General features: G+C 60.7%; 13 protein-coding genes. 3 read left to right on the forward strand and 10 right to left on the reverse strand.

The window, feature by feature from the left end:
• Positions 1 to 123: 123 nt before the first annotated feature.
• The 4 genes from VWZ87_RS01150 to VWZ87_RS01165 all read right to left on the reverse strand — a co-directional run bounded on the left by VWZ87_RS01150 (position 124) and on the right by VWZ87_RS01165 (position 3644).
• Positions 124 to 2343, reverse strand: coding sequence for a VirB4 family type IV secretion system protein (locus VWZ87_RS01150; RefSeq protein ID WP_416536826.1), 2220 nt, complete (start codon positions 2341 to 2343; stop codon positions 124 to 126).
• 139 nt (positions 2344 to 2482) lie between these two features.
• Positions 2483 to 2758: a type IV secretion system protein VirB3 gene (locus VWZ87_RS01155; protein ID WP_416536825.1), complete on the reverse strand. Its 276-nt coding sequence runs from the start codon at positions 2756 to 2758 to the stop codon at positions 2483 to 2485.
• Positions 2759 to 2781: 23 nt separating this feature from the next.
• Entirely contained in the window at positions 2782 to 3066 is a 285-nt protein-coding gene (locus tag VWZ87_RS01160) for a TrbC/VirB2 family protein (RefSeq protein ID WP_037239483.1), read from the reverse strand.
• Positions 3063 to 3644, reverse strand: a complete 582-nt coding sequence (locus VWZ87_RS01165) for a lytic transglycosylase domain-containing protein (protein WP_416536851.1) — start codon at positions 3642 to 3644, stop codon at positions 3063 to 3065. Before VWZ87_RS01165 ends, VWZ87_RS01160 begins: the two co-directional genes overlap by 4 nt.
• Before the next feature lie 588 nt (positions 3645 to 4232).
• On the opposite strand from VWZ87_RS01165, the gene VWZ87_RS01170 reads away from it, so the two are divergent.
• The 3 genes from VWZ87_RS01170 to repC all read left to right on the forward strand — a co-directional run bounded on the left by VWZ87_RS01170 (position 4233) and on the right by repC (position 6619).
• Complete coding sequence (locus tag VWZ87_RS01170; protein ID WP_111550073.1) at positions 4233 to 4502, forward strand: hypothetical protein; 270 nt, start codon at positions 4233 to 4235, stop codon at positions 4500 to 4502.
• A gap of 85 nt (positions 4503 to 4587) precedes the next feature.
• Complete coding sequence (locus VWZ87_RS01175) at positions 4588 to 5241, forward strand: hypothetical protein (protein WP_416536824.1); 654 nt, start codon at positions 4588 to 4590, stop codon at positions 5239 to 5241.
• 226 nt (positions 5242 to 5467) lie between these two features.
• The gene (repC, locus tag VWZ87_RS01180; protein ID WP_416536850.1) at positions 5468 to 6619 is read left to right on the forward strand and encodes a replication initiation protein RepC; all 1152 of its coding nucleotides are present in this window, start codon (positions 5468 to 5470) and stop codon (positions 6617 to 6619) included.
• Positions 6620 to 6711: 92 nt separating this feature from the next.
• On the opposite strand, the gene VWZ87_RS01185 is transcribed toward repC, so the two are convergent.
• From VWZ87_RS01185 to VWZ87_RS01210, 6 genes are all read right to left on the reverse strand, one after another.
• The gene (locus VWZ87_RS01185) at positions 6712 to 8028 is read right to left on the reverse strand and encodes an FAD-dependent oxidoreductase (protein ID WP_416536823.1); all 1317 of its coding nucleotides are present in this window, start codon (positions 8026 to 8028) and stop codon (positions 6712 to 6714) included.
• 2 nt (positions 8029 to 8030) lie between these two features.
• The gene (locus VWZ87_RS01190; protein ID WP_416539520.1) at positions 8031 to 9392 is read right to left on the reverse strand and encodes an FAD-dependent oxidoreductase; all 1362 of its coding nucleotides are present in this window, start codon (positions 9390 to 9392) and stop codon (positions 8031 to 8033) included.
• Positions 9393 to 9399: 7 nt separating this feature from the next.
• On the reverse strand, positions 9400 to 10503 hold the full coding sequence (locus tag VWZ87_RS01195; RefSeq protein ID WP_416536822.1) for a glycine cleavage T C-terminal barrel domain-containing protein: 1104 nt from the start codon (positions 10501 to 10503) through the stop codon (positions 9400 to 9402).
• Positions 10504 to 10608: 105 nt separating this feature from the next.
• On the reverse strand, positions 10609 to 12186 hold the full coding sequence (locus VWZ87_RS01200) for an ABC transporter substrate-binding protein (RefSeq protein WP_416536821.1): 1578 nt from the start codon (positions 12184 to 12186) through the stop codon (positions 10609 to 10611).
• Positions 12187 to 12318: 132 nt separating this feature from the next.
• A complete protein-coding gene (locus VWZ87_RS01205) occupies positions 12319 to 13161 on the reverse strand; it encodes an alkaline phosphatase family protein (protein ID WP_416536820.1) in 843 nt (280 codons plus the stop codon).
• Positions 13161 to 14345, reverse strand: a complete 1185-nt coding sequence (locus tag VWZ87_RS01210; protein ID WP_416536819.1) for an acetyl-CoA C-acyltransferase — start codon at positions 14343 to 14345, stop codon at positions 13161 to 13163. Before VWZ87_RS01210 ends, VWZ87_RS01205 begins: the two co-directional genes overlap by 1 nt.
• Between the last annotated feature and the right edge of the window lie 8 nt (positions 14346 to 14353).

Genomic DNA, 14353 nt, shown 5'->3' on the forward strand with positions numbered 1-14353 from the left:
GGTCGGGAGCAGGGGCCGAGAACGCCATAGCGGGCCGCTCAAAACAGGGCGATCGCACGCCTGTTGATGCACCTTCGCAAGCGCTCAGGACCGTCGTGGCGACCAACAGAAAAAATCGTGCTTTCACATCATGTCCTTCCAGAATTCTTCTTTCTTGCGCCAATCAGCAGGCGCCTTTTCCTCGCCGGTCTTGCCGCCACCAAGAACAGTAACCAGACCGCCCAAGCCTGCGAGATCGGTATTCACGAACACGCTGTCGGTGCCGGAACGGATCAATGCCAGCCGCAATCCGGCTGTCGGGCTGGAAAGAAAATCCGCCTCGCGCGCGTTCAGGCGCAGGATGCTGTAATCCTCTGGATTTGCCCGTGGATTGGGAAACAGGATCTGGGTTGCCACACTTTCCGCGATGATCTGGCCGACCGAACTTTGGTCTAGATGACCCGGTGTCTGGGTCAACATCATCACCACGCAGTTGCGCTTGCGCATGGTAACCAGCCAGTCATGGAGACGCTTGACGAAGATATCGTCAGCCAACATCTTCCACGCCTCGTCGATCACAATGATTGTTGGTTTGCGATCCTCGATCACGCGCTCGATACGGCGGAAGAGATAGGCGAGGAGGGCGGAGCGTTCTGCGTCCTGGTCCAGAAGTTCAGTCATGTCGAGACCAAGGACATCCTCGCCAATGGCTATCGCCTGGGCACTGGGCCTTGAGAAAAGCCAACCGTACCGGCCGACTTCTGTCCATTCCCGCACGCGGGACACCAGGTCGCCATCATCATCAGTGGAGGCCACGAGACTTGCCAAACCGTCGAAGGTTCTGAGGCCCGGCTCCGCAGCGGCAATCTGACGAACCGCCTCGTTCAGTGCTGCGGTCTGGACCGTCTCAAATGGACGGTGACGGGCCAGAATGTCGCCGAGCCAATCTGTCAGCCAGGCGGCCCCCCGCGCATCGGTCTCCGTGGTCATCGGGTTAAAGCCGGTGGGCTGGCCCACCTTGATTTCGCTGTAGCTGCCACCCAAAGCGCGGATCGCCATCTCCAACCCCTGATCCTTGTCGAAAACGATGACTCGCGCACCCACTCTTCGGGCCTGTGCCATGAGAAAAGCCGTGCCGAGTGTCTTGCCGGACCCGGTGCGGCCCAGAACAAGGGTGTGCCCGACGCTTGGCTCATCGGTCCGGCGCCCCGCTTCGTGAAAGTTGAACCGGTAGAGGCTGGAGGTCACGGTCGGGAAGGCCGTGATCGTCTTGCCCCATGGGCTGGCCTCAGGTCCGCGTCCCGGCCTTGTCTTGTGAAACGCCGCAAGTTCCGCGAAATTGTGCGACGAAACGATCCCGTCACGGATCCGGTAGGCCCAGTTTCCCGGCGCTTGCGCGAAATAGAGCGCCTTTGCGGCCCAGGATTCCCTTACCAGAACGGCACCGGTCTCTTGCCCCGCCCGCCAGATCTCGGAAGCTGCCTGTTCCAGTTCCTCGGCGCTGTCACAGAAAACCTGTACGGAGGCATGGTGTGTCCCAAAGGTCGACCGGCCGGATGCCACGGCGTCGGCGGCTTCGATCAATTGCTCTGTCAGGCTGACACCAGCATCCTCGGAGGCACCCCGCTGGCGAAAGGTGCGTTGAATGCGCTCAACCATCTCATTGGCGCGCCTCGGCGTGAAAGAGTTTGTGATCGTGATGTCATAGGGCAGTTCCAACGCGTCAAGCATGGTTGGCCAGGTGCGACTGGGATAGGATTTTATCCCGAAAATCGCGCCGTATCGTGCGCTGTCGCCGCTTTCCAGCCGCATGGTTTTGCCTTGAAAGCTGACGTCGAAATTGCTCATCGTGTCAGCCAACAGTTGCCCGGGGGCCGCGATGATTTTGCCGTAGCTCTGTCCGTGAACTGCGGCCAACACTGCAAGCCAGTCCCCGCTCGAGACTGTCAGGCGCGCTGCACCTGCGTCGGAATACATCGCCATGAGCAGCGTCATGGCCTCTTCCAGGGCAACAATTCGCGTATCGATGTCTTTCTGGAAATCGCGGCCGCCGCCAAGGGCGCCCAGAACCTTCGAGAAGGCCTGCGGCATCGACGGACGCATCAATACTGTCAGCATCAAGGTGCGGGCTTTCAGGTCACGTGCGCGCAGGCTTCTCTGCCACGCCGCGTCTACCGCATTTGCAAAAGTCATACCGTCAGGCGCAGCAAGGTCCGCGACATCCGGGCGTGATACCTTGTTGATGTGGAAACCGAAACGCTCGCCCAACTGACTGACGATCCGGGCAAAGCCTTCACTGATCTCATCGATCCGGGCGTCATCGCTGGTGAAGCTGTCGATCCCGCCAAGCGTGACCGACGCCATTAGATCACCCTGCCGCGTCAGGATGACATTGTCTCGCACCGCAGCAATGTAAGGTAGGTGCCGCCCAAGACGCTCGGCTTTCAAAACCTTGTCCCCAAGTGCATCCCGAACAGCGCTGCTGGCAATTAACCCCCGAAACTCACGCGACATAGAGATCGCCCCCATTGCAGGATCGCACACTCGTTCGCGGTGTGCGCGACATCACCACGTTCAAAATCTGAAACAGATGTGGATTGCGGTCTGCGACCAGCCAAAGTGGTGGGTAGCCCGCGATGAACACCAGCAGGAACCGCATGTCGTCAACCAGAATGAAAGGGATCACGGATGCGAAGACCAGCGCCACGAAATATCCGATCGGGAGACCGAATATCCGTGGCGGCTTGGTCAGCCCCAGAAAGAGTGGTGTGTCGCGCATGGAGGTCTCTGCAGTCAGTCAGATCAAGGAGCCGCAAAGCCATCGATGATGGTCTCTGCCGAAAAGATCAGCACCACGCCGACAAACACGGCGACGAAGATCGGCCAGTTGAGACGCCCGAAAAACATCATGACGCCGGATCCCACGAGAGCGAGCACACCGAGGCCACGACCGATCGGACCCGTCACCGCGTCGATGATGTTGTCGATCATGTCAGAGACCGGGCTGAGGTCCTGTGCAAGCGCCGGGGCGGCGGCCACTATCAGCAACGCGGCCAATGCCGCCCGGGTGTAGTCAATGCGTTTCATGTCTGGTCTCCGATGGATTGGGCATAGACGGCCATGACCTTGCGGACATGGCCTTGGGTTTCGCGGTAGGGGGGAATGCCGCCATGGCGCGCCACGGCTTCGGGGCCGGCGTTGTAGGCCGCGAGCGCAAGCTGCGGCGTGCCGAAACGATCAAGTTGTGTCAGCAAGTAGCGGGCGGATCCATGCAGGTTTTGCTCAGGATCATGCGGATCGACGCCAAGCACGCGCGCAGTGTCCGGCATCAACTGCCCAAGCCCGATTGCGCCGACATGCGATCGCGCGCCTGGATCAAATGCGCTTTCAATAGCGATGTTGGCGCGAAAGAATGCGAGCCAATCGCGAGAGGACATCCCGGCCCTGCGCAGGGCCGGATGGTCCGCGTAGACCGACCCCACATCAAGGATCATGGTCTCGATCGCAGGGCGGCCCGATGGGACCCGCGGCGGAGACAGGCGTGGTGAATCAAGAGGGACGACCTCAGAGCGTGCGACACCGTCGCTTTGCTCGGGTTGGGGTCTTGCAAAGTCGAGAACGCTGCTGGTCAGTCGACCAATACGGTCTGGAGCATCGAGATCGATAACGGATTGTGCATAAGTGGAAGGGCCTGAAAGCCCCCAGAGAACGAGGCTAACCGCTGGTAGGATACCTTGTCGTCTCAAACTCCCACGTGCCTCTCTCGCCTTCTCGGAGAGGGCAGCTGAATACTTTTGCGTCGAGCTCCAGGCAGAAGCTCATGAGCCCTGCTGCGGTCTTGAAGACGCGTGGTTTCAGATCCCGGTTGGTCACATAGACCGACCGGTGCACACCGCCTTGGCCGTCATTGGAGCAGACGAAAACCGTCCAGCCACCCCTATGCGTGTTGCCGCCCTTTTCCGGGGCTTCAACGCATTCCACCTCGATCCATGCCCCACCCTCGATCGCCTCTTGCATGTGCGATGTTAGGATCACGGGGTATTTTGTTCCTGCCATTTTGCCTCCGAAGGAAAGAAGTTCCTACGGAAGTAACCTGCTTTTGCACCGCTTCAAACAGTGCATGTCACAAGATATGCGGCGACGTAGCGGAAAACCCTTTAGATGGTCAATAGATATCTTTTGATTGATTAAGATATTTTTTCAGTGATAGGTCCGACACACGATTCGCCCCCAGATTGTCGGGAGACCACCAGATGTCGCGGTTGCTGGCATGTAGCACATTCATCGCCCTAGCGATCCCAGCAACCGCCGAGACGCTGGCGATGGACTGCGTGTTGCCGTTGCGGCCGGAGCTGGCGGCCTCGCCTGCGCTCCTGAACGAGTACGGCGACGACATCAGAGCCGAGTTCAACACCTACTTCGATGAGGCACAAACCTATCTGAATTGCCTCGCCGCAGCATCAGCTTCCGCGCAGGCCGAAGTCCGTCTTGTGCTTGACGCTTACCAGGAGATGTTCCAATGAAACGACGCGCAAAATATGTCAGCAATTATGACACAATTAACATAAGTCTTATTATACGACAACGGGTTAGCGGCGGCGCTCTGTCATGAGGCGGCTTCTGTCAACTGCCGCGATCATCGCGATCGGGCTTACACCGCTTGCTGCCAAACCTGCCGCCGCACAAGGCTACCAGATCGATTGTGCGATCCTCCTGTGCCTCGCAGGCGGTTGGCCGCCTTCGGTCCCATGTGCCCGGGCGCGCGCGGAGTTTATCCGCCGGATCACGCCCTGGCCAGTCGAACCACCGCTGCAGATCTGGCGTTGTCCAATGCGTGCTGAGTTCGAAGCGCCGAACCCGGTTGAGCGCCTCTACAGGTTGGCGGGGTTCAATCCGGGTCCAGCAGTCTCCCTGCCCCGAGAGCGAGAAACGCTCCAACTCGCCCAAGCTGTCGGGCGTGCCGCCGATATCGATGTGACGGACCCTGCTTTTGATTTCATCCGCTCCATAGATGTCTTTCAGGTTACGGCACGTCAGAGGGAGGGCCGTGACGATTGCAACAGATATGCTTCCGTGCGGCGTGGCACGTATGATCAGGACGGCCAATTTCGGTGGCAAAACAGCTCGATAAGTGCCCTTCCTCCAGCCTTCCGAGGGGCCGAGCGATACGGCCAGAACTGCCCCGATATCTGGGTCCGTGCTGTGTTCGTCGATTGGGAGGATTTTGAGGGCACCTATGGCTTCGAACAAGTCAACTACTGATCTCAAACAGTCACAGGCAAACGATAAAAAAGAAGAAACCCCCGCAAGGCGGCAACCAAGCGAGGGGCTCAAAGAACAACGGAATTGGCGTTCCGTCAGATCAAATCAAACTGTGATCTCGTTCTAGCAGTCACGACAGTCAAGGCAATGAAAAAACGTGTCGCTCGCGGGGACACGGATGCCCTGTTGCAGCCTTGTCCCAATTCACAAGGACTAGACATTGAACGTGATCCAAACCCAACTCACCCTGCCGGAAGGCTGGACCAAAGGTGCTGTCATGGCGCTAATTTCAGAGGTTGCCCCGCATATAGGCCTGCGCCCGGCGCGCTTGGCAGTTCTGAACTACATCATCGGGCGCACCCGCGCATCCGACTGGACCTCTCCCCATCGTGAACCGGTGTTTTTTGGCGCGCAAGATCTCGCAGCGGTCGAACTTGGCAAGACGTCGCGCCAGTTGCGAACGGATGAGGCCGCGCTGGCCAAGCTTGGGCTGATCGTGAAACGTGTCGCGGCGAATGGGGCCCGCTATGGTCGCGCTGGTCTAGGCTTGATACTGACTCCGCTGATCGCGCGACTGGAAGAGTTCATAGCCCTTCGCGATCGGCTCCGTGCGGAACGGAGGCATTTGCGCGCTTTGAAGGATCTTCGGTCCCTTCGTTTGCGTCACATGAAACGGTGCATCGCCGCCCTGCCCTCCTCGGCTATCAACGATCCTGAGATCGCCAGGATTCTGGCCAGTTTCGATAAATGGCCACGCAGCGATGCGTTAAGCCGTCTTGGTCTGGAGCGGCTCAACGCCCATTTGAAGGCCAGTTCCGATCTGTGCAACAGCCTTGAAGATTGGCTTGAAAAACGTAGGCTTTCTTCCGACCAGCCAGCGGAAAACTTCCGGCCCTTTACACAAAACACCAGAGAAGAAACTCAAACTGTAAAGACGCCGCCCGCTGTGGATAACTCTGGAAGACATGCGGAAATCGCACAGAGTGAACCGCCATCATCAATTCCCTGCCCCGCGCCACCCGCTCTGACGCCAGAGAATCTATATCGCATTGCCGGCGACGGCTTACGCATGATGCTTGACGCGAGCCGAGATCAGAACCGACCTCTCAAAGAGCGCGACATCATCGAGGCTGCCTGGGCGTTGCTGCCGATGCTCGATATCCATGCTTCAGTTTGGCATGAGGGCCAGAGCACCTTGGGCGACCACGGGTTGGCTTTCTGCCTACTATTGGTTGATGCGCAGCGAGATCACCCGAGCTACCCTGTTCGCAATCCTGGCGGTTTGATGCGCGAACTGATCCGTCGAGCCAAGGCAGGAAGGCTGGACTTCGATGCAAGCGTTGCGGCTCTGCAAAAACGGCGCAATGGGGTGAGGTAGAGTTTCCAACCCGCAACTGAACTTGCCCAAAAACGCGCTGAAAATCTCGTAATGAAGTTTATGTTAATGAATTGCTGGAATTCCCTGGATCATTAGGAAGCCACTAGTTTCCGATCGGCGATTCCGGCAAGCCCTTGCCGGGCCAGTTCGCCGGCCAGCGCCGCGCCATTTACATCCTGGACCCGCAAAGCGCCCTCGAGTGCCATCGCGGCAGCAACACCTGTCGCCTGCCCCATCGCCATGCATTGTGGCATGCCCCGGACCGAGGCAAAGGCCACCGGATCGGCACAGATGAGGCGACCGGCGAACAGCAGATTTTCGATAGTTTCGGGGACCAGCGCGCGGAACGGGATGGTGTAATAGGCACCCTGGCTGACCGCCGCCTCATGGGTCATCTCGGCGCTGTCGCGCATTACGTCGTCAATCGGATTGTCGCAGGCGGCAATGCCGTCGTCGAACTTGACCGCCCGGGCAATGTCGTCGCCCGTAATGCGATAGATCGCCTGCAATCGCCGGGTTTCCCGCACACCGACGGATGGGCCCAGTCCCCACATGCGCGCGTCCCGGAAGCCGGACACTGCATCGACAAGAAACCGCGCCACCTGGTGGCATCGACGGCGGCCCTCTTGTGTGGCGCGAGTGACGGAATCCGGGTCGGTGCCGTCGACGCCCCGGATGGTGACCGTGTTGCAAAAGACCGAGCCGGTGTGAAAGCCGCGCATCAGATACAGCTTGTGCAGATCGGGATGCAGGCGCCCTTCGGCGATGCCTCGGGCAGCAAAGCGGCGGAAATAGGGGTCACCTTCGGCAAAGACTGCATCGGTATCGGCGCCGACCATGTGAAAGGTCAGGCTGACGGCCATCATGTTGCCCTTGCCGTCGCCAAGCGTGTGCGGCACGCCCGCCCGGGCCGACAGGTCGCCGTCACCGGAACAGTCGATCACCATGCGCGGTTGAAAGCGGAGCGGGCCGAGCCGGTCATGAGCCGAAACTGCGCTGATCCGGGTGCCGTCCATCTCGGGTTCGCCTGCGATGGTGTTGAGGTGCAGGGTCGCACCCGCTTCGTCGAGCATATCGAACATCAGGAGCGTTGCGGCCTCGTGGTCGTATTGAACCTCGGGGCCGAAGTTTTCCAGCGTACAGGGACGGACCTCGGCAGCGGGCGGCACCATCGCTGACAGCCTGTCCGTCAGTTCGGCAAAGATGCCACCGATGCTGTGGCCCAGCGGATAGCCTCCGCCCCACGGCATACCTGGACAGGATGCCATCACGCCGCCGATCTTGGGCCCGGCCTCGATCAGGCGCACGTGCATGCCTGACCGTGCTGCCGCGAGCGCCGCCGCGAACCCGGCGGTTCCACCACCCACAACCAGCACATCGGTTTCGATCTCGCGGTTCGGCACTGCCATGGTCAGGCGATCCTCACGCCCTGGCGGACCAGTTCAGCCTGAACGCCCGCCATGTCGACCTCTGCCACGTCGCGGCCCGACCGGACGGCAAGCGCCGCGGCCACGCCCGCACCCTGTCCCGCCACAGCGCAGCAGACCATGTTGCGGGTGGCCGCATGGGCGATCCGGTCGCCGCCAATGGCGCGACCCGCCACCAGCAGGCCCTTGACCCTGCCGGGCAGCATCGCCCGGTACGGGATCTGCATATAGCGCCCGGTGGTCGGGATAATCAGCACGCCAAAGCCGTCGATGAACTCGGGGTAGATGCCGATGGAATCCTCGAACCGGCCCTGCTGGCGCACGTCGGTTTCGGTGATGTTGTAGGCCGCATCGATCTTGCGCGTGTCGCGGATGCCGATGGTCATGCCAAAGTTGCGCAGACGCACGCCACCGCAGCCCGGCATGAACCGGCGCAGCGCATCGATGGCCAACATGGCCTGTTTACGCCCCTCGATTTCGCTCCGCGTCAGACTGTCGGGGTCAGTGCCGTCCACCCCCGCCAAATGCACAAGGTTCATGTAGGTCAGCTCGCCGGTGTCATGCATGGCGCCCCACGTCCCGGCGATCGTGTTCAAATGCGGCGGGATCACACCCTCTTCGATAGCCTTGGCGAAGGGTTTCTTGAGGAAAGGCGAGAACATGTCGTCCTCTTTCCCATCGGTTTCCACCGTCCATTCGCCGGTGGACCAGTCCTTGTAGGTCTGCGGATCGCGGCGCACTTCGTCCATGAAGGCGGACTTGTCGACACCGGCCAGGTGGAACATCACGCTGGCCGCCTGCATGTGTTCGGCGGGCGTCTTGTGGGTGGGTGCACCAGCCCGGTGCGCCACATCGGCGTCGCCCGTGGCGTCAATCACCACGCGGGCCAGGATCGCTTCGCGCCCGGCCTTGGATTCGACGATGATCCCGGCGATGCGGTTGCCCTCCATCACCGGGGCCACGAACTGCCGGTGCAGCATGGCATGGATGCCCGCCGCTTCCACCAACCGGTCGGCGACCAGCTTGAAGCCTTCGCTGTCTATCTCGTAGCTCAGGGATTGGCTTTCCGGTACGGCGGCACCCACCTCTTTGGCGCGATCCTCAAATTCGCGCCCAATCCCGCCTGCCTCGATAGTGGCTTCGTGACGGTACCAGGCAAAGCCCTCGACGCCGACGACGGTGATGTTACCACCGAAACATCCGAAGCGTTCGACCAGACAAACGTCGACATCCGCCCGTGCCGCGGCTAACGCTGCGGCAAGCCCCCCGGGGCCGGATCCGACCACAAGGACGTCCGTGGTATGGATGACCGGCGTCTGCCGGGCGGGTTCCGTGATGACAGTTATGCTCCCCTCAAAGGAATGGCAATTCACACAGGGTGCCTTCGACGGGCCCCGCCGCGCGCCTCACGACAACCCGGTCACCGGATCTTGCCGAGGTCGCCACAAGGGCGAACCCGATGTTTTTCTTCATGCGGTAAGACCAGACACAGGTGGTCATGTTGCCGATGCGCGCACCGTCCATGTCGATGTCATTCCATGTGAACTCCGGCTTGACCGGTTCCGAATTGTCCAGGATAACACCCAGCTGATGCCGTTTCGGACCCTCGGCCGCGATGCGGCGCAATGCCTGGATCCCGATCGTATCGTCAGGCACATGAAGATCGACATATTTGTCCATCCGGACCTCGAACGGATTGGTCTGCCCGTCCGAGTCGCCGCCATAAGAGACCAACCCGCTTTCAACACGTTCGCACCAGTTGGGGTTGCCGGGGCCGATCCCGTGCGGCTGTCCGGCTTCCTTGACAATGTTCCAAAGCGCGCTGCCTTTGGTGCCATCCATCAGGTAGATCTCAAACCCCCCTTGCTTGGACCAGCCGGACCGGGCCACTGCCACGGGGATTCCGTCGATCTCTGTCTCGCGGAACCAGAAGTACTTCAGGTCGCGAACCCAGTCGCCGAAGATCGAGGCGACAACGGTTTCTGCCTTCGGCCCCTGTACCGCAAGGGGCGACACGTCAGGCTCACTCACCTCGACATTCAGACCACGTTCGCGCGCGATGGCTTCGGCCCAGAACCAGATGTTGCTGTCGGCAATGGACAGCCAATAGCGATCCTCGTCCAGCTTCAGCAGGATAGGGTCATTGATCAACACGCCGTGATGATTGCACAGGGGGACATATTTGCCCTGCCCGATCTTGCATTTCGACAGATCACGGGGCGCAAGGATCTGCGCCAGCCGACCAGCGTCGGGGCCTTTCAGCTGAACTTGCCGCTGGACCGCAACATCCCACATCGAAACGCCGTTGATGATGCGCCAGTACTCCTCTTCGGGATGGCCGTAAGAGGTTGGCAGCAGCATGTGATTGTAGGTGGTCATGGCGCAGACGCCGTCGGCGAGCGTCGCCTCGTAGAAAGGTGAAGGACGCAGACGTGTGGAAGGCGAGATCGAGAACATGATTGCCCCGGTTGTTGAGTGGAAGGGAAAGGAAAGGCCGCCGATCCGGACGGACCGGCGGCCAAAAGTCAGTCGGCAACCGCCTCTGACAGAGAGAATAGCGGCTTAGGCGAGCCAGACGTTGCGCAGTGTCTGGCCGAAACCACCGAGACCGCCGACGGAATGCGGCGTGAAGCCCATGACGTTCTTCGCCGTCGCCTCTAGCTGGTTCTGGAACACCGGGTTCACGAAACCTCCGTCATCGTTCATCATGTGTTGCATGTCGCAATACATTTGGGCGCGTTTGGCCTCGTCCAATTCGGCACGGGCAGCAAGGATCATGGCGTCGAATTCATCCGACCCCCACATGGTTTCGTTCCAGCTACCGCCGTTCATGTGCGCGATGGTCAGGAAGGCATCAACCGTGGGTCGAGCCTGCCAGCCCGACATGGTCATCGGCTTCTGCATCCAGATATTTGACCAAAAACCATCAGATGGCGTCTTGATGACGTTGATTTCCGCTGCGCCCTTGGCCGACTGCTGGAAAGTCAGCGCGATATCGTTCGCCGAGCTGCCTGCGGTTTCCGAGGTATAGAGGTCGATCGCGTTGACGCCCGCTTTGTCGAAATAGAACTTCGCCTTGTCGAGATCGTATTCGGCAGGTTTCACATCCTCGCACCAGTACTTGTAGGTCGGTCCGATCGGCGTATCTGCCGAGATCGTGCCGATCCCCTTGAAGACCTGGTTCAGGATCAGTTCCCGGTCCAGCGCGTGCTTGATGCCCTTGCGGAAGTCCGCGTTGTCGGTCGGCGCGCGGTCGACCATCATCACGATATTGGTGAAGCCACCGGTGGGCGTGTTGTAGAGCGTCACGGCGTCGTTGCCGCTCAGTTGTTCCACCGCGAAGGCCGGCACATCGCGGATAGCGTCCACGTCACCGGCCAACAGCGTGCTGAGCGTTGCGTTGGCATCCGGCACCGGGATGAAGTCGATCCCGTCGAGATAGGGCTTGCCCTCTTCGTAGTAGTTGTCGAACCGCTCAAGAACCACGCGCTCACCGGGGATGAACTCCATCACCTTGAACGGGCCGGAACCAATGGCCATGGAGAAATCGGCATGTCCTGCCGGATGGATGGCAAGGTGATAGTCGGACATGATCACCGGCAGGTCAGCATTGCCCGAGGACAGAGTGATATTCACCGTCATGGCGTCGGGCGCCTCGATTGCGGTGACAGTCGAAAGCAAGGCTTTTGCGGGCGATTCCGATCCTTCGGCGATGTGCCGCGACAGGCTTTCGACAACATCCGCTGCGGTAACGGTCTGACCGTTGTGGAATGTCAGGCCACTACGCAGCTTGAAGCTCCACTCGGTCGCGGCGGCGTTCACGCTCCATTCCTCGGCCGCGTCACCCTCGACTTCCAGCGTCGGCGCAAAGCGGGTCAGGCGCTGATAGACGCAGTTCGAATAGATGCCGTCATCGGTGTCGACCATGCGCACCGGTTCGAGCGTGTTGTCCGTGTTTCCCTGCGCAATCCGCAGCCATCCGCCGCGTGACGGGCTCTGCGCATGGGCCGGACCTGCCATTGCGAGAATGCCGCTGGCGGCAGGCATGAGCAAACCAAATGCGCCAGCGCGTTTAAAGAAGCCACGGCGGCTCAGCGCGCCGGCCTTATATTGACGTACCAGACTATCGATGTCGGACATTTCTTTCCTCCCAGATGACCGATGACGGGCTGTCCCCGCTATTGACTGGACATTGCGGGGGACTGACACGGCGCACAAACAACCGATTTCATGACTTTGCCATAACTGAGGTTATGGGTAGGACTTGCCTCGTCAGCGCGTCAAGAATGGGCTCGCAGTCATGCTCGACGGAACGGGCACGCCCATTCGCGTCAGGATGGACGGTGCCAGAGCGAGTTGGTCAAGCAACGCATCCTCTTGCGGCAGGTCGCAGTCACCGAAATAGTAGAAGGCGACGTCTTGTTGATCTTCGCCGGCACCGCCGTGATGGCCTAGGTCGTCCTGACCATGATCTGCCGTGATAATGACGTCATAGCCAAGGTTGCGCCAACGGGTCACGTAGGGCGCAAGTGCTGCATCAAGATAGTAGCAGGCGTCGCTCATCTCCCGCTTTCCGTGGCCAAAACGATGCCCCATGCTGTCAAGCGTCGAAGTATGCAACAATCCGTAGTCGATCCCCTTGGCCTCGCAGAGATAGGTCAGTGTCGCGAACAGATCCGCGTCGGACGGGCTCATCTGGTTGGCGTCGGTCGCATCGGCCATGGTGTGGAAGCGGCCATGGTGGATTGGGCCCTGCGGGCTGTCGAGTTCGATGTCCCGCACCGGGTCGAACGGCATCCGGTGGAACAATTCGCTCCACCAGCTTAGTGCCACGGCACCGGTCTTGCGTTCAGCCCCGGCCAGTTCGGAAAACACATCTGGGACCTGAAGCCGCTGTCGGTGCTTGTTGCCAAAGACACCGTGAACATGCGGCGGCAGGCCGGTATGCATCGAAGCATAGCAGGCCGAAGAAGTGGACGGCAGAACCGACCGCATCCGACGCACGCGGGCCTCGCCCGAGGCAACCCAGCCTTCGAGATTGCCGAACAGGCGCCGGAAATTCCGGTAGGGAACGCCGTCCAGGATGATGAGAAGTAGCTTTTCGGGATTGGTCATCAGGCCACCTCGAACAACCCGGCAGCCCCCATTCCGCCGCCGATACACATCGTGACAACAACGTAGCGGACGCCGCGCCGTTTGCCTTCGATCAGCGCGTGGCCAACCAGCCGCGCACCGGTCATCCCGTAGGGGTGCCCCACCGAAATGGCACCGCCGTTGACGTTCAGCCTGTCAGGGTCGATCCCCAGCTGATCACGGCAGGGAATGGCCTGCGCGGCGAAAGCCTCGTTCAGTTCCCAAAGGCCGATATCATCGACCTGTAGGCCTGCCCGCTCCAACAGGCGCGGCACGGCATAGACGGGGCCCATGCCCATTTCCTCGGGCGCGCAGCCTGCCACGGCCATACCGCGATAGATGCCGAACGGCTGGAGCCCCCGTCCTTCGGCCATGCGTGCATCCATCAGGACACAGGCCGAGGCGCCGTCCGACAGCTGGCTGGCATTGCCCGCCGTGACAACACCGCCGTCCACAACGGGCTTGAGACCGGCAAGCGTTTCCGCCGTTGTGCCGGGGCGATTGCCTTCGTCCCGTGTCAGCGTGACGATCTCTTCATGCACCTCGCCTGTCTCGCGGTTCTTGACCAGCTTGGTCGCGGTCACCGGCACGATCTCGTCATCGAAAGCGCCTGCTGACTGCGCGGCGGCCGTTCGCGCTTGCGACAGCGCCGCGAACTCATCCTGCGCCTCGCGGGAGATCCCGTGTAGCCGCGCCACGTTTTCGGCTGTGTGAAGCATCGGCATATAGGCGTGCTCGGCCGCCCGGATCACGGCCGGGTCTTTTTCGGCCATCACCCAATCGAAATAGCGCGCCTGAACGGCTGATATGTTCTCTTGCCCACCGGCCACAACAACGCCCATGCCGTCGACCGAGATCTGCTTTGCGGCCGTCGCGATCGCCATCAGACCCGAGGCGCATTGCCGGTCGATGGTCTGGGCGGCGGCCGTTGCGGGCAGCCCACCGGCCAATGCCGCCAGCCGCGCGATGTTCAAGCCCGCGGTGCCGACGGTCAGGACCGAGCCCATCACCACGTCCTCGATCTCGGCCGGATCGACGCCGGACCTCTCGACGGCCGCGCGGATAGCGTGCCCGGCCAACGTCGGCGACTTGATGTTGTTAAAAGCCCCCCGAAAGGCAGTGCCGATGGGGGTGCGGGCGGTTGATACGATGACGACGTCTTTCATGAAGGCGG

It is taken from the genome of Phaeobacter sp. JH20_37, assembly GCF_048056015.1.
Classification (GTDB): Bacteria; Pseudomonadota; Alphaproteobacteria; order Rhodobacterales; family Rhodobacteraceae; genus Phaeobacter; species Phaeobacter bryozoorum.